The 16,945-nt window shown below is 51.0% G+C and carries 14 protein-coding genes; 2 read left to right on the top strand and 12 right to left on the bottom strand.

Going from position 1 to position 16,945, the window contains the following annotated elements:
• Positions 1–329 precede the first annotated feature (329 nt).
• From AF331_RS14005 to AF331_RS21965, 12 genes are all read right to left on the bottom strand, one after another.
• Positions 330–1,064 (bottom strand): ABC transporter permease, encoded by a 735-nt coding sequence (locus tag AF331_RS14005; protein ID WP_048006874.1) that lies wholly within the window; start codon positions 1,062–1,064, stop codon positions 330–332.
• Positions 1,057–1,788: an ABC transporter ATP-binding protein gene (locus AF331_RS14010; protein ID WP_053428697.1), complete on the bottom strand. Its 732-nt coding sequence runs from the start codon at positions 1,786–1,788 to the stop codon at positions 1,057–1,059. The genes AF331_RS14005 and AF331_RS14010 overlap by 8 nt, the downstream gene beginning before the upstream one ends.
• 2 nt (positions 1,789–1,790) lie before the next feature.
• Positions 1,791–2,741, bottom strand: coding sequence for a hypothetical protein (locus tag AF331_RS14015; RefSeq protein WP_053428698.1), 951 nt, complete (start codon positions 2,739–2,741; stop codon positions 1,791–1,793).
• A 2-nt stretch (positions 2,742–2,743) separates the two neighbouring features.
• Positions 2,744–3,511 carry a SagB family peptide dehydrogenase gene (locus tag AF331_RS14020; protein ID WP_053428699.1) on the bottom strand — a complete coding sequence of 256 codons (768 nt, stop codon included), beginning with the start codon at positions 3,509–3,511 and terminating at the stop codon, positions 2,744–2,746.
• Complete coding sequence (locus AF331_RS14025) at positions 3,508–4,407, bottom strand: thiopeptide-type bacteriocin biosynthesis protein (RefSeq protein WP_082346979.1); 900 nt, start codon at positions 4,405–4,407, stop codon at positions 3,508–3,510. The genes AF331_RS14020 and AF331_RS14025 overlap by 4 nt, the downstream gene beginning before the upstream one ends.
• The gene (locus AF331_RS14030; protein ID WP_053428701.1) at positions 4,359–5,573 is read right to left on the bottom strand and encodes a hypothetical protein; all 1,215 of its coding nucleotides are present in this window, start codon (positions 5,571–5,573) and stop codon (positions 4,359–4,361) included. Before AF331_RS14030 ends, AF331_RS14025 begins: the two co-directional genes overlap by 49 nt.
• Positions 5,549–7,174 carry a YcaO-like family protein gene (locus AF331_RS14035; protein WP_053428702.1) on the bottom strand — a complete coding sequence of 542 codons (1,626 nt, stop codon included), beginning with the start codon at positions 7,172–7,174 and terminating at the stop codon, positions 5,549–5,551. Before AF331_RS14035 ends, AF331_RS14030 begins: the two co-directional genes overlap by 25 nt.
• A complete protein-coding gene (locus tag AF331_RS14040) occupies positions 7,171–8,664 on the bottom strand; it encodes a hypothetical protein (protein ID WP_053428703.1) in 1,494 nt (497 codons plus the stop codon). The genes AF331_RS14035 and AF331_RS14040 overlap by 4 nt, the downstream gene beginning before the upstream one ends.
• The gene (locus AF331_RS14045) at positions 8,654–9,745 is read right to left on the bottom strand and encodes a hypothetical protein (RefSeq protein ID WP_053428704.1); all 1,092 of its coding nucleotides are present in this window, start codon (positions 9,743–9,745) and stop codon (positions 8,654–8,656) included. Before AF331_RS14045 ends, AF331_RS14040 begins: the two co-directional genes overlap by 11 nt.
• A complete protein-coding gene (locus tag AF331_RS14050) occupies positions 9,729–12,173 on the bottom strand; it encodes a lantibiotic dehydratase (protein WP_160316558.1) in 2,445 nt (814 codons plus the stop codon). The genes AF331_RS14045 and AF331_RS14050 overlap by 17 nt, the downstream gene beginning before the upstream one ends.
• Positions 12,174–12,585: 412 nt before the next feature.
• Complete coding sequence (locus AF331_RS23175) at positions 12,586–12,858, bottom strand: thiazolylpeptide-type bacteriocin (protein WP_367037724.1); 273 nt, start codon at positions 12,856–12,858, stop codon at positions 12,586–12,588.
• Positions 12,801–12,995: a thiazolylpeptide-type bacteriocin gene (locus AF331_RS21965; RefSeq protein ID WP_079514794.1), complete on the bottom strand. Its 195-nt coding sequence runs from the start codon at positions 12,993–12,995 to the stop codon at positions 12,801–12,803. The genes AF331_RS23175 and AF331_RS21965 overlap by 58 nt, the downstream gene beginning before the upstream one ends.
• 608 nt (positions 12,996–13,603) lie before the next feature.
• Here AF331_RS21965 and AF331_RS14060 point away from each other — a divergent pair.
• Positions 13,604–14,788 carry an MFS transporter gene (locus tag AF331_RS14060; protein WP_053428707.1) on the top strand — a complete coding sequence of 395 codons (1,185 nt, stop codon included), beginning with the start codon at positions 13,604–13,606 and terminating at the stop codon, positions 14,786–14,788.
• Between the two features lie 212 nt (positions 14,789–15,000).
• A complete protein-coding gene (locus AF331_RS14065) occupies positions 15,001–16,908 on the top strand; it encodes a heavy metal translocating P-type ATPase (protein WP_053428708.1) in 1,908 nt (635 codons plus the stop codon).
• Positions 16,909–16,945: the final 37 nt, after the last annotated feature.

Consider the following 16,945-nt stretch of genomic DNA (forward strand, 5'->3'; position numbering starts at 1 on the left):
GATCGCCCCGCGGAAAGCGACCCTCCGCAGCGAAAAGGCACGGTCTGCCTTCTCCCTTAACCCTTCATAAAAATAGATCGGGATGCGGATCCACCTGTCTATCACGAGATGATGGGAACCAAATCCCCTTCAATCATCCAAGAGTGCCTTGCAGCGGAGGCAGGTCGACTCCTGCGGTTAGGCGGGCGTGGGAGACCCCGCAGGCACGAGGAGGCTCCACCGCACGCCCCGCGGAAAGCGACCTGCCGCAGCGGAAAGGCACGGACCCTCACCAAAAAGAACCCGATAAAACAAAAAAGCCGCCACCCATCAGGAATGACGACCACACCTCAATACTCCTTCGACCTCGACTTCACGAAAATCAATCCCAAACACAAGAACACAATAAACACCAGATACAACACATTCACCATCTCCACACCCGACCAGTGCCATACCCCGAGCAAGATCTCCTTCATATGATAAAACGGATTGATATCCACAAAAAACTTCAAATACCCAGGCAGCTGATCCGTCGGGAACATCAACCCTGATCCGAACAGCACATACTGGAACATGATGATCGTATACGGAAGCACCTGACGCGAGTTCTTGAACAGATTATGCGTCGACAAACTGAACAACAGCGTAATCCCGATCACGATCACAAACGTCAACAGGAACACAATCATATGATCCGTGATGGTCGTCTTGAACACGAATACCCCGATGGCAAGGATTTGGGCAAACCCGAGAAGCGAAAGCAGCACACCGCGTATGACGTACGTGAAAATGATCTGATAAATGCTGATGGACGACAGTACGAGCCGCTTATGAATCCCCCGCTCCTTCTCCGTTACATACTGCAGACCGATATTGAAGAATAGGACAAGGAATGAAATGAGTAATCCATAGATCGGGATATACGGTCCGAAGTTCTCAGCCCCGCCTATCGTATTACTGAAGATCTTCATGAAAACGAAAAAGAAGATGCCCGGCAATATCATGATGGGAAGGGCGAAGAAAGGCTCCCGGAAGAAGACTAGGAAATCATACTTACTAAGTTTGATCAGCGATTTATTCATTGGCCGCCTTCCTTTCTTTGATCACGTTGAAATAGGCTTCTTTGAAGTATAGGGTGCCGTGCTTATGCTTCAGCTCCCTCGGATTTCCCCGTTCTGCGATCATGCCCTTATTCAGGATGATCACTTCATCGGCGTACATATCCACTTCTTCAAGGGAATGAGTGGACAAGATGATGGTGGCTCCCTGCTCTTTGGCAACGGAGATATTCGTCCACAAATCGTTCGTTGCTTCCGGATCGAGACCGGTCGTCGGTTCGTCCAGGAAGAGGATCTTCGGTGAGTTCAGGAACGCACACGCGAGGAGGATCCGTTTTTTCCACCCCCCAGACAGCTTCTCGAACTTCACGTTCAGATGGGATTCGAGTGAGAAGATCTCGATGACGTGGCGGACACGCTCTTCATTGATGTTATGGAAGGAAGCAAACAGGTCGAGGATCTCGGCAATCTTGAGATAAGCGTACATCCCACCTTCCTGGAAGACCACTCCGATATTCGAGCGGATCTTGGACAGATTCGCTGCTTTGGACAGGTCCATGCCGATGAGCTCTACTTCTCCTGAGTTCCACGGCTTCAAGGTCATGAGGATCTCTAGGAGGGTCGTCTTTCCAACCCCGTTCGGTCCCATCACGGCCAGGATTTTATTTTCCTCCACCTTGAAGGAGATATTGTTCAAGATCGTTTTCGAACCATAGGCTTTATTGAGGTTATTCACATTGAGGATCATGGTTACCAACCACCTTCTATGTCGATTAATTTGGAATTGAAGCTATCGTTATCAAATGCAAAGGCACCGTTGATGGGAAGCTGGACATCTTCTGCCAAGTGTTTGAGCGTATCTTCATGAATGAAATAAAGGATCCGCTGGATGAGACCCGCTTGGATCATGGACTGGGGAACGGTAGGAAGGGCAGGCGTCCCACCATGGATCTTCCTGAATTCCGTGTATCCATAGCTTTCTTCTTTCAGCACCAATGGTCCGACGGTGAATTCATCGGTGTAGCATCCGTAGTGCACGGCGATCGATGAAGCGATCTGGCCCAGAGCCCTGTCTGCATCGATCAGATTCAGTTCAAGAAGCCGGTTATCGATGATCCAGACTCCCTCCTGGTCCTCCGGAGTGACCCATTGGACCCTCTCCCCGTAAAGCTCTTCAACCGAACTGGACCCGTGCATGGTCAAGAGCTTTTGAAGCTGGATATCCTCCCGTTCACTCAGAGAGGGCTCCATGATCGAGACGCTCATCCCCAGTGATGACAGGGTCCGGCTGAGGGTAAGGCTGGTTTCACTGATTCCCCAGAGGATGAAGGTTTTCTTCCCTTCAGGTCCCAGGTAAGTTTCATAAAGCGATTCCGGACGGATTGACCTCCCGAACTCATACTGTATGTAATCCTCTTTCAAAGCGGGACTTGTGAACCCCGCTAGGTCGAACAATCGCGGATGTGTCTGCAGCAGCTTCATGGCAAGCTTTCCTTCAATGCTTCCACTCAAGCTTTGAAGGGAGACGAAATGCCTCAGGACCGCTTCAAAATCCAGTTGGACCTTTTCGAATTGAGGACCGAGATTGAATTTGAGGATGATCTTTTCTTCCTTTTTATCAAGAACGATGACCTCACGCCGGTCCCTCGGATTGGATAGGATCATATAGTCGTCTTTCAACCTGATCACTTGATTCTCCATCGTCATCCTCCTAGTAGCGTATACAGCACCATCTTGTCGTCCGTGAGCTGCAGCATATTTTTGATTTCCCCTTCATGGAACCCTCCCAGCGGCACGGACGAGAGACCGAGGCTGGTACAGGTGAGAAGGAAATTTTGTGCCATGTGGCCGGCTTCGAGAAGCATGATCCTGTATGAGAGATCCATGTACTTTACCGATAGATCACGATCATTGCCCACCAGTACGACGACGCACTGGGCTTCCTTCAATGAGAAGAATCCGACGTCCGTGGAAGCGCTCAGCAAGGGAAGCTTCGCCAGATCGAGATCCTCCATTTCCACGAGCGTCCCTTCATTCACATTGAGCTTGTACACCTTTTCCTCGAGAAGCCCCGATGCCACGGAACGGATGGTCGGAAGCAGGTAGATTTCCAGGGAATAGAACTGGCCGCCGGAAGGGTAGGTGCGCTTTTTTTCCAAAGGCTCGCTGATACCGAAGCTGAACAGCAGGAGCTCCTTCAGTTCTTCTTCTGTTACATCCCTTTCGCCGAAATTCCATGATGTCCTCCTGTTTTTCATCACATCGGCAAAGGTTTTTCCTCCTGCCTGATCAAATCGTCCCGGGTCCATATGCCATTTGACACGCTTTCCATTCGAATCAAGGTCCCGGACTTCGTATTCCCGCCTCGGCGCCTTCCTCATCTGCATGAGCGGGGCATGACTTGACGACCGATGATAATTCCGGTATCGCTGTGTTGTATCCCCTGCACTGAATGTAAAATCCCACTTCACTTCGCAACCGCTCCTTCTTTCTCACTTCCCGCGATCATCGCCACGGTGCTCTCCAGATTCGGCGGCAGGCCGATCCGATTGTTATACATGTGGATGTGCGAGAAGATCAAATACGGGAGAAGATGCCGCTTTCCCTTTCCGTTGATCCCCTCGACGATCCGGCTGATCCTATCCAGCTCCAGAGAACCACTCTGCCCTCCCATGGCCCGCTGCTTCCAGTACAGGGTGCGGAACCGCTCCCTCTGTACTGGATCGATGCTTCCTTGATCGAATCGGGACCAGAAGGCAGTGTACCGCAGGATGAGCTCATGTCCCTCTTCCTCTGTCAAAGCCTTGAGCATGTCGATGAAAAAGTCGCATGCCAGGAGCAGCCGCTTAGGTATCGCAGGACCCGCAATGCCTTCCAAATGCTTGAGGGCCAGCAGGCTGCTTTGATGAAAGATGGCCTCCGATTCTGCCATCACGTCTTCCCCACCATACCGCTCAAGCTCGGGTTCGTAAGGGATCTCCTTTATCGACCTGTCTTTCACCCAGTAGAGCTCCGCATCATCCGGCGCCGTGCCATCAAAGAGTTGACGGCTGTAGAAGGCTTCCCTTTCAAGTGTGAAAGAGGGCTGGTAGTCCCGGAAAAATGCACGGCATCGCTGCTTCAGCTCGCTGATCACATCGTTTGCATGCTCCGATTGGAAACGGAAACGGATATGGGGACCACCTTGCCAGTAACGGATGAAAAAGAAGGAATAGATTTGCGTATCATCCACGATCCCACGCACCACCTGCTGAAGGAATCGATCATGCTCACTCATGTCATGGATGAAAATATGATAAGAATGCCAGTTCACTAGATTCACCTCCATGATTGCCGGGTAGCGGAAGTTCCGGATCCGAATAGGCATCCATATAGCTTCGACTCCCCTGTTTGCTTCAAGTATGCGTCATTGATATTTTTGAACGGACGGGTAAAGCGCCCTTCCCCGGAAAAGGCAGCAGACATCTCCTGCACGCACATACCGGCGAGGACATGGGCGTAGATGAATGAAGCCAACTCACCGTTTCGGACGGATAAGATGATGGCAAGAGGCAGGCGATCCAGGTTCATCGTCCGTTTCCCTTCATGAAAAAGATCATTCAGACTCTCGAACCCTCCCATTCTCTTCGGTCCGCCAGATTCCATTCGATAGACCCCTTTCTCCATACCATCAACCGACTGCACAAAGAATGTCATCGAAAGCGCCTCATAGTGTCCGGCTATCTCGAGCAGTCTGGCAAACGTCCTCCCTTCCATCACAGAGGGGCGGGCGAACAGACCCAGCCTTCCGTTGAAGGATGTCCGGTTGCCCCATCCCCTCCCTTCCATGGTTCCGGGAAGTGCCGGGATGGAAGGGGCGACCGACGCCGCTCTGGACATCCATCGCTCCATTCCAAGAAAATGAAGCTCTTGAACGAAGTCATCTTGGATGCCGACCCCGCCTTCACCGATATCGTCCCATCCGGCTTCGATGGAAACCGGCAGCTCCCCTTCATAGAATTCGATGAGGTTTCCTTTACGGAACGGGGCGAGGGGATGCATTTCATTATGGTTCCTGAAGGTAAATCGCCCCCTTTTCACTGCTGGATAAAGGTCGGCAAGTATGTGGCCGCACTCCATCAGGGCCAGTGGGAATCCAAACTCACCATATACCCCGCACACCCTGAACAGGTCGATGCAGAGGGAGAACCGATTCTCTCTTCCGTCACGCCCGACGTAGGCGAAACGGTCCCGGCCTGCGTCGTAGACGTATCGGTTTCCGCCAGCAGAGAAAACCGGTACGAACGGATGGATGCCCCTTGGAGAAGGAACGGATTTACTGAAAGGATATGGACTGAGGGGATCATAAGAAGTATAGGCAAACGTCCTCCTGATCCACTCCGCCGCTTCTGCCGGTACGTTCACCCCGTCCCGATATTCCAAGACAGTGGTTGTCGGCATCCTTCTCATCGAATAGGCATACCGATTGCGTTCGTATCGCTCCTCCGTAAAATAACGAAAAGGATCGACTACGGGAAGGGGTGCGGTTCGCATCCTACCTCCACCTCTCCTTCACTCCACGCTTCCAATCGTTCCATATTCAGCCTCTCGTTCTGCTTCCCGAATGTCATGGGCTGCAGGGACGGGATGAACACCTTCACCACCGAAAGCCCCATCTCATCGATGAGTTCATTCCCCATGTCGGTGAAATACACCCGGGGATGGTGCTCCATTACCTTCTCGACGATTCCTTTAAATGAGAACGGGAAACGCGGAGCCATCTCCTCCACACGGATGCGCTCAAGATCGGCCATCCGATCGAAGAGATAGTCGAATGCACCGCTGTTCTCCCTGAAGGCATAGTAGTTCACGTGATCCTCCATGTGGGTGACGTTTTCCGGGCTGCCGATCAGGTGGTAGAGGCCCGGCTTTTCAGCTCGGAGCTTCTCTTCATACACGATGACCGAGGTACCCGCTTCCACAAGGGCCGCGAAAATCGCTGCTTCGGGATCGAAGTGTGAGCCTGCGGCATTGTAGAGATGAAGCTGCCCATCTGGATCAGTGTTCCGGAGCAAGACCCATACGGCTGGGACCTCTGTCTCGAGGGTGATGTCGAATAAGTAGGTCTCGTATCCGAGCTGATCAAGCGTACGGAGGATCCCTTTCACATGGGGACTCGCCAGGCTTTCCTGATCAATGATCCGTGGAAGGCGCTTCGTATACCAGTGGACGAGGAAGCAATCCCGCTCCACCGCCTCGAGGATCGCATACACCAACGCCTCTTCCACACTCCCACCAAGGGCAGTCCCATTGGACGTCTCGTATAGGAAGCGGGTTTCACCCCTCAGGAGCTGATTATCGAAGTACATCATCTGCTCCGGGATCAAGAATACCTCTCCGGTCCCGACCTCCTGGCAGCTCGTCCAGTGGAGCTTGCGGTCGGGATCAAGGGGCTTGCGCAGGATGTAACGCCCAGGCGGCACCACCTTTTCCTTCTGTGCCGCCAACTCTTCATAGGAGGCAATGATGGGTGCCTTGAATCTCGGAACCATGCTTGAATACCGTTCAAGGATCTCAAGGATGGCTGCATTCCTTGATTCCGCGATCCCCGTCGTGCGCCCATATGAGTAGAACGTCCGATCATGGATGACCGCTTCGATGGCGTACATGGGGATGATATTCGATTCTGCATCGCGGAAGAGTGCCTTGCCGACTCCCGTATCAGCATCTATCAGTTCATCTTCATACCTTTTCAGAAGCTGTGAGATTTCCCTTCCTGATTTCACCCTGAAATGGGGTTCGTCTGTCAGATGAAGCTCCGTTTTCCGCTCTTCCTCCCATTCCACCCCACACTCGGGACAGAACGGATTCTTGCGGAATTTCTTCCAAGTCATCGACCAAGACCGCTTATCGATGACAAGGACGCGATTGATGAATGAATGGAGATCCACTCCATCGAGGTCGATCTCACAATCCCTTTCACCAGGTCCTCTCAGTTCATGGTCAAGGATCGAAGCAAGGTTACTTCCATTTGAAGTAAGGTATGAGGTGAAGCAGGTAAAGCAGGCGTGTCCGCGCTCCTTTTTCCACGGGCCTACGAAAAGATGGCTGCTTCGGTCCATGATGGGAAGCCCGGTTTCAGTCATGATCGTCATCCTGCTTCACCCCTTTCAAACTTCCCTACATATAGCCCTGCATCTTCCACATTACCCTGGTAGATCCATGCCGATTCCGTGATCGGGATATCCGAAAGCTCTCGTGTCAGCTCTTCGTGGATATCGGATGGAGTCTTCTGTTCAAGGGGGAAAGGGATGGCCCTAAATGAACCTTCCAGCGTCCCTCCACTGACTTCAAGGCCATTGAGCAGATGACCGGTCACCCATGCAAGCGCCCGACTCAGTTCCCTGCCAAGCTCGATTTCCGCCGTACCTTTGTAGAGCACCCGGCGGTCTTGGTCGACCAGGTATAAGACGAAGACATCTTCTCGGAACAGTGTCTCAAGGATGACCGCGATCTTATTGATCGAGTCCGTTTGTACCAAGATCGAACCGATGCGCTCTTCATATCGTGCCGGCAACGCGGCAAGTTCGACGAATTCCCCTGTCTTACCGAGGAAAGGGACCATCCCCCTGATATAAAATCGCTCCTTTGAGTAGTCTGCTACCCAGCTACTGTCATCGATGCTGCACAGATACCCTTCGATTCCCCTTGTCAGGGCGTGGATGGCCGCATCTTTATACTCATAGTCAATGCTTCGATGCGTAAAGTCCTGGAAACGGATTTCATACGGGGCCACATGGAGGTGAACGGGAAATTCCGGGCTTCCCTCATTGATGGACACATCCAGGGAATGAAAGCTCGTCCACCGCCCTTCAAGCTTTTGGATGAAGGAAAGGTCGGGATCCGCGTCCAGGAACGTCCTCTCATACAGCGGGAAGGTCGAGGTGACATCGGCTTTCCCCATGACAGCAGACTCACCGGTGTCATACAGGACGGTCACGAACTTCTTGCGATGGGGGTCCACGATATACTTGACCCATTCCGCCAGTGCCCTTACACCTGCAACCCGTTTTCCCAGTTCCAACGGACCCCCGCTCCGCTCTCTCTGTACGAGGCCCTTAGCTAGATGAAGATCGCGTTCATTCTCATGAATGAAGAAAGCATGATGACCATTGTCATGAAGAATGACAAAATCCCCGGGGTCTGCATGACCGTCTCCATCGATCCAGCGTATGGTCCGTTTTTCCCCTTCGCCTGTCTGCAGACCGTTCTCGTTGAGAAGCCCAGAAATGGATGGTGGAGCATCGATCACATCGACCGGGGTCGAGACGATCTTATCCCACACCGCCCTGTAGTCGTCATAGGCGTTCTCCACGTAACGGAGAAGGAAAGGTTCATCGTCTTCCAAGGGTTGGTCAAGGAGACCTTGATGGAGACAGAACTTGAGCACCCTTTTATAGTCCGTGGATTTCCCGTCCAGATTTGCGGAGGAACCATCGTTGAACTCCCCCAGGATTCCAAGGAACTCTTCATACAGCCCCTTTTCCATCCTCACCTTCTGAAGCGTGTCATTCTTCTGGATATGAAGCACATCTGAACTCTTATCAAATGACGGGAAGAAATTCGTTCTCGTTTTAAGGAACAAAGGACTCTCCCCTTTCTTTGAGGATCTCGTCCCATGTGGTCCCGTTTTCCTCAAGGATGAACCGGCTCACGATATAGCAGGCCACGTTCTTCTCATTGAAGGAGACGCCGATCATATGGATGAACTTATAGACCACGTTGATTAAATACTTGAAGCGGGCATGCTCCTCGTGGTCGAGGAGCCCCTCGATATTCCTCGCCATGAGTTCATCATGGAATCCACTCCCGATCTCACGGATGTTTTGGTAAAGGAGCTCACGCTGCTCCCGATGGGAATAATAGCCTTCCTCTTCGCCTGCCAGACCTTCAAGATTGGTCGTGATCAAGGAGTCGATGCTTCCGATCGTCTCGCTCCAATCCATGCCGAATGCTTCTTCGTAGTCCTTTCCTGCAAAAAGCTCACGGGGGTTCAATACGTCGTACACCCGCTCGTAGGTGTTTATGTATGCCTGCTTTTTCTTCATGGATTCAGCAATGGCGAGGACCCCCTCGATATTGGATACATATACGAGAACCGCGTATTTTTCCTCGAAGCGCGAGTAAGGGAGCACATCCCTGAAGAAGCGTGCGGTATGGCTGATCTTCGCCGTCTGATCCATCCCTCTCCACTGTGACAAGTGGTGATTGATGAAGGCCTGCATCTTGAATAGGGCTTCGGTATGGACCTTCAAGTGAAGGAATGAGTGGAACCTCTTCTTCACATAGGACTCCGGGATGGTGCCGGCTTCTACCTCTAGATGATTCAGATGGCTCACGTTGCGATGCTCGCGTCTCTCCATCCCTGCAACCACTGCCGTGTTCTTTTGATAGGCTGCCAGATTGCGAAGGATCTCCCCTTCGTCGATTTCTCCATGTTCCCTCATGCAGTGGGAACGGAAATGGGACTTTACGTCTCCCAGATTCACATCTCCCTCAAGAACGACCCTATAGTTCGGACCCCCGAACCAGTCACGCTCGGCATGGAAAGGGACACCGAGTTCCATAAAATAAGGGATCACCCAGTCGAAGTACACATGTGCCTTCTGCTCCTCACTCCCGAAAAAGAATAAGCGGATTTCCGTCAAATCAGTCAGCCTTTTCATCCATGCTCACCTCCACCTGGTATTCTATGTTATGATTTTCGCCCCCACCTATCGGATAAAGCTCCTCCACAACCAATCTTGATTCTTCCTTCAGGAGCTTGACCCATTCTTTGAAAAATAGGGGGGAAAATAGATTCATATACTGAGGTTTCATATCCGATCGATTTGATTTCTCAAAATCGTAGGTCTCTGCGTCCACAATGCGACTCACGAAGAATTCAAGGGGCAACCCGAGCTCCTTGAAGCGGGTGACCGTCTTCCGGTAATGATCGTACACCTCTTCTTCGTGCAGGAAGTGTGACGTATCGAGGAGCCATTTCTCCCTCATGATCACCATATGCCCAAGATGGAGCCTTGGGATGTGATCAATCACAGGCTGGGTTTCCTCATGGATTTCCCAAAGTTTCACCAGACCGGGATCGAACCTCGGCGTCAGCCCCGTCGAAAGCATCCTGATGCTCGGGGGCATCATATAGTCGACAAGACTTCCGATATAGTCAATCTCAAGCGGGCCATCCTCTCCGACAATCTCTATGAGCCCACTCTCTTCGTTGTAACGATAGTGAAGATCATTACTCCAGTGGGCCGTTTCATCGGCTGGATTCGTCTTGCTTCCCGGAATGATGAGACGTTGGTTCAGGAACGTCTCATGCCGATTCGCGTTGAATCCGAATCCCTCGCGTATCTCAAGGACATCCGGGCACATCTGTGCGACATATTCCTTGAAACGGGAATCTTCATAGATCGACGGGCTGTATTGAAAGTAGCGGGTGAATAGCTTCATATGACCCGCATACAGCTTGTTCAGAATATAGCCGTCCTCTGTTTTCTGGAAGAGTGCCGTAGACGAGAGATGTTCTTTGCTAAATCCGGTCCGCTCAATGAATGAATCGTACAGAGCTAGGATTTCATCTCCGATGAGTCGGCCGTCCCCATGCTTTGCTTTTTGGAAAAGGTCCCGGATCTCCCCCTTGATCTCCTCCATCACCTGTCCGCCAGGTGATTTCAAATCGGGTACACCCGCCAAAATATCGGTCCAATTCGTGAATTTCATCACTTCTTCCATATACAAGTCGCGCACTTCTTTCTTCCTGACGGCCATGGACTTCCCTTTGTACCGTTCGTGGAACCTATGGGCGAACTCATACTTGAACTGAAGCGGGATACTCGTCAGAATGGCAAGCTTCTGAACGATTCCGATCTCCCGGATGAAGGATTCATCCAGTTCAAGATCGTTGCTTGCGGGAGCCAGATAGTCCTCATAGAATAGATTTTCTTTCGTGAACGTATAACCGAAGGCTTCCTCTATCCTTGTGAGACGGCTCATGATCTTGGAATAGATCCTGAAGCGTTCCTTCCACCCGGATAGGCGATATTCATCCACCAGGCCGTCGATCGCCTCCATCGTCTCGACAACAAGCTTGATCTTATGGTGGTCAGGCAGGGAGCCGAGCTTCTTGTAAAAATCCCCGCGTACATCCTTTGCGTACTCATCGAGTTCAAAATCGGCATACAGGATCCCTTTCTTCAGAAGGCCATCAACAAAGAAGCGTTCCGCCTTCTCCTCTGAAGTGAAAGGCTGAAGGAGGGAGAGGACTTCTTCGTAAGCGATGGGACGATTGAAGTTGGAGAGGGCAGAGAAGATCGGATTGTCCTTCGCGATAAAATGGTTTTCGATATTGTTAAAGATTTTCCCCCGGTTCAAGTCGATCCGGGAAGTGAAATCCACGATTCCATCTTCATGCCTACCGGAGTAGAGGTACGTAAGATAAGGGATGAAGTCGGGATCGTTGGCAATGAGCTGAAGGATTTTTTGCCATATGTAATAATTCAATTCAATCTGATAATGGGGTGCAGGAGCTTCTGGTTGGGGTGTGAATGATTTCAGGTCGATACTCGTGAATGAGCTGAACGGACTGGTTTTGAAGGTGGAACGGGAGGCAATCCGAAGCAGTGTGCTATCGATTTTCTTCACCTTTGATTTATGCGTGTCCGGCGGGGTGGACAGGAACTTATCGAGCTTGTGATGCATCTGATGATTCACCAAGGGCAGCGGATTCGTCACGACCGGCTTTTCTTTGAAGAGGATCCACAGATGTTTACGGTGACTGGCCTCGGTTGCATGGAAAAGCGCTTCACCGGCAGCACGATCTTCTTCTATGAAGTCGCGTACCAGACGGTATTCCTCCAGGGCGTCCGTCACGGCTTCTTCCTCCTTGAGGCCTTTCCGATTGAAGACCTTCCGCTTCACATTCAGGAGGGAGGGATCTTTTGTTTCGTGAAAGTCGACTTCAAGTGCCGCCACCACTTCATCCTTCATGCGCTGGAACGACTCCAGGTGCAAATGGGATTCAGTAACAAAATCAACGAGCTCAGTGGAACGGAGTGGTGCGAAATCGCTGTAGGATAGCGTGTTTTCTCTGATCAAGTACCACGGGAAGAGCATTTTGTATACCACACTCCATATGTATTTTCTGTAAATTCAAACTACTTGAATCGTACCAAACTATTGGGTGGTCTTCTATCGTTTCGAGATAAATCCCAACATTCAGGAGGTAAGTCCCGGTTTCAAACGACTTGATTTGGGGTAAAGGGAGACCGGAAAGCCGGTCCCCCTCATTGCATCAACCGCCGCAGCTTACGCAAGCGCCACAGCTGACACATGAACATGATCCGCAGCATGACGTACTTCCTGATGAACTGGACCCACTAGTAGCCCCTGTTTCTGATAACATCATTGATTCTGATACTTCCATCACTTCGATGGACTCTATTTCTTCTAATAAGGATTCGATTTTAAGAGTAGTAGTCATCATTAGTCCCCGATTCTTCAGAATTCGTTATCCGCAGCTTGTACAACCGCCACAGCTCACGCAAGAACATGATCCGCAGCATGATGTACTTCCTGATGAACTGGATCCACTAGTCGCACCAGTTTCTGATAGCATCATGGATTCTGACACTTCCATGACCTCGATGGATTCGATCTCTTGAAGCAAGTCTGCTACTTCGTTATTTGCCGCCTTTATCATTTCATTTCCTCCCCCGATCGATTTTAGCCTCCACAGCTGGTGCAGGCACCACAGCTTACACACGAACATGATCCGCAGCATGACGTACTTCCCGATGAGCTCGACCCACTCGTCGCCCCGGTTTCCGACAGCATCATGGACTCTGATACTTCCATCACTTCAATCGATTCGATTTCCTGAAGCAATGACTCCACACTGTTCAATGTCCCATTACTCATGACCTTTTCCCTCCCTCCCCTTGGAATCATGAAAATATTACCACACTGTCAATAAAGGATTCTAGTTGAATTTTATTAACTTTTCTGAATTGTTTAACAATAACTATACCTGCATAGCACCCATTTTTCTTCCCTTCACTTCTCAGCCAAAATGAGAAAGATATATTAAAAATACCGCTATCTAGTCCGAATGAATCAACACATCAAAATGACTAGAAATAGATCTGCAACTCCTTTGTGGTGTGATGGAACAACCTTTGAACATAAGAACATTTTTGCAGTGATCCGTACCCCCTCCTGATACTAGTTCCCCTGACCCACTTATATATGATGAAAAATATTCTTTCAGGAATAATATTAATTTCATCATTAAATTCTATCCCCCACTATTTACAAGGTTCGATTACCTCGTGATCTATTATTTAACTTTTCTACTATAATGATATTTTTTTATATAAGTCACCACTTTTTTCTTGCCTTCTTCCCTTTCCGATCCTTTTTTCGATCATATGTCCTAAACCCTGACAAACGGTTCATCCTCATATTGCCAAAATGAGGGGAACCCGTTACCATCTAAGAGTAACCAACATAGACTGGAGTCCGTGCATATGAATAAACAATTATCGTTTCGCTTCTGGGTCCTTGTGGCCATCGTGTCGATCTCGGGATTCTCACAGGGGATGCTCCTCCCCCTGATCGCCATCATATTTGAACAGGACGGCGTGTCTTCTTCCTTGAATGGATTGAATGCCACTGCGTTGTATATCGGGATCCTTATTGCTTCCCCTCTCATGGAGAAGCCCCTTCAGAAGATCGGGTATCGTCCCATGATCATCATCGGCGGCATCACCGTGGCCGCCGCCATGCTTCTTTTCCCTATATGGAAGACCTTCTGGTTCTGGTTCTTCCTCCGACTCTGCATCGGAGTGGGGGATCATATGCTTCACTTTGCCACTCAAACCTGGATCACGTCGTTTTCACCGAAGGAACACAGGGGTCGCAATATCTCGATCTACGGGCTGTCCTTCGGGATCGGCTTCACCGTCGGGCCGCTCATGACCCAGCTTCTTGCCGTTCATGAGGCGCTTCCGTTCATCATCTCTTCCTTCATGACGCTCATCGTCTGGGGCTTCGTGTTCAAGCTGAAGAATGAATTCCCCGAAACAGAGAATATGGGTGACGCCACCTTCGTCGGATCATTCCGCCGGTTCGGGAAAGTCTTCCGATACGCATGGGTCGCCCTTTTGCCTCCCCTCGGATACGGATTCCTTGAAGCATCGCTGAACGGGAACTTTCCCGTCTTCGCCCTAAGGAACGGGATATCCGTCGATGCAGTGGCGGTCCTCCTTCCTGCATTCGCGGCGGGAAGCATCTTATCACAGCTTCCTTTAGGGATACTGAGTGACAGGGTAGGCAGGCAAAGTGTCCTGATTATCGTGATGATCATCGGGACCGGCTGTTTCACGGCTGCGGGATTCGTCTCCCATTCCACCATCGGACTCTTCACATGCTTCGCCCTTGCCGGGATGGCCGTCGGATCGACCTTCTCCCTCGGGATCAGCTATATGACCGACCTCCTGCCTAAGGAGCTTCTGCCAGCGGGCAATATCATGTGCGGAATCTTCTTCAGCTTCGGCAGCATGATCGGTCCGTTCATCGGTGGAGTGACGATCGAGAAGCTTGAAGGACCAAGTTTCTTCTATATGATTGCCACCATGCTGCTTATCATCTTCATCAGTCTTGTGACCTTTTCCCTTCAGACGAGGCGCAGGGAAATAGCGGAAAAATACTAGCACATAATCCTTTCCTTCTCCATATAGATGTGATAGTATAAATTATAATAATTATAAATTACTGATTTGAAAGCTTGGATCTCAATAGATTTGCTGTCATCCTAACTGGTGGCAGCTTTCGTCGTTTTATAAGGGTATTGATGTTGATTATTATTCTCATTGAGAACCATTCTTTATCAATTAGTTCCATCACACTAGAGGAGGAATCCACTATGAGTTCACAGTCCAAAGCCCTAAGCCTGGGGAGTTCCGATAGCAAACTCCCATTCCTTGAAAAAATCAAACCCCATGCCGAACTGATTGCCGCCCTTGTCAGCGGGGTCTTCATCCTCCTCGGCTGGCTCTTCTCGAAGGATGAGTCCTCCCTGAGCATCATCTTCTATCTTCTCGCATTCGTCATCGGCGGTTTTGCCAAGGCGAAGGAAGGCATCGAGGAGACCATCGAAAACAAAGAATTGAACGTGGAGATGCTCATGATCTTCGCTGCCGTCGGCTCGGCCATCATCGGCTACTGGACCGAAGGCGCGATCCTGATCTTCATCTTCGCCGTGAGCGGAGCCCTTGAAACGTACACGATGAACAAGAGCCAGAAGGAGATTTCAGCCCTTATGGAGCTCCAGCCTGAAGAAGCCTGGCTCATCACAGAGACCGGTGAGAAGAAGGTGCAGGTCAGCTCCCTTGATATCGGGGATCTGATCCTCATCAAACCGGGCGAGCGCGTACCGACGGACGGGATGGTCGTCAAAGGCACCACCTCCATTGACGAGGCCGCCATTTCGGGAGAAGCGGTCCCTGTCACCAAGTCAGCGGATGATGAAGTGTATGCCGGAACCGTGAACATCAACGGGGCCATCACGGTCAAAATGACAAAACCGAGCAGCGAGACCCTGTTCCAGAAAATCATCGATCTCGTCCAATCGGCCCAGTCGGAAAAGTCCCCTTCCCAATTGTTCATCGAACGGTTTGAAGGGACCTACGTCAAGGTGGTCCTTGCCGTCGTGGTCCTGATGATGTTCCTTCCCCACTTCGCATTGGGGTGGAGCTGGAATGAGACCTTCTACCGTGCCATGGTGCTCCTCGTCGTCGCTTCACCGTGCGCCCTGGTCGCATCGATCATGCCGGCGAGCCTCTCTGCCATCTCCAACGGGGCACGCCACGGCATCCTGTTCAAAGGCGGAGCACATCTGGAGAACCTGAGCAACCTGAAAGCCATCGCATTCGACAAGACCGGGACGTTGACAAGAGGAAAACCGGTCGTCACAGACTTCCTGACTTCTGAAGATGAAGCAGACACCCTTCAAGTGGTCGCTTCCATCGAGAATCAATCGAATCACCCCCTCGCCCAGGCCATCGTCAAACACGCCCGCAGCGAAGGGATCCAGCTTACCCAACCCGATTCTCTTGAAGACATCTCGGGCTGGGGAGTCAAGGCCGTCATGGACGGCTCCGAATGGAAGATCGGAAAGGCCGATTTCATGGGCACCGCTGCATCCAATTTCATGGATGGCAGGTATGAAACATTGGCGTCTGAAGGGAAGACGACGGTATTCGTCGAACGTGACGGTGTGATCATCGCCCTCATTGCGTTGAAGGACGTTGTACGAAAGGAAACCGTTGACGCCCTGAAGCTCCTTGCCGATGAAGGCGTTGAAACAATCATGCTCACCGGGGATAACGAGAAGACCGCACGTGCCATTGCACAGGAATCAGGCGTCTCCTCCTTCATTGCCGAATGTCTTCCCGAGACCAAGGTGGATGAACTGAAGCTTTTGAAACAGGACTTCGGGACCGTCGCCATGGTCGGTGACGGGATCAACGATGCGCCTGCCCTTGCCACGGCCAACGTCGGAATTGCCATGGGTGAAGGAACAGACGTCGCCTTGGAGACAGCGGATGTCGTCCTGATGAAAAACGATCTGACCCGGATCGCAGAAGCCATCAAGCTGTCAAAGCGTATGAAGCGAATCGTCCAGCAGAACGTCATCTTCTCCATATCCGTCATCATGCTCCTCATCGCGTCCAATTTCCTTCAAGTCCTCGATCTTCCATATGGGGTCATCGGCCATGAAGGCAGCACCATCCTGGTAATCCTGAACGGGTTGCGATTGCTTCGTTCATGATCCCACCCAAAAGACCTCAGCCGGAGAATGCACTCAC

Source organism: Rossellomorea marisflavi (genome assembly GCF_001274775.1).
Taxonomy (GTDB): Bacteria; Bacillota; Bacilli; order Bacillales; family Bacillaceae_B; genus Rossellomorea; species Rossellomorea marisflavi.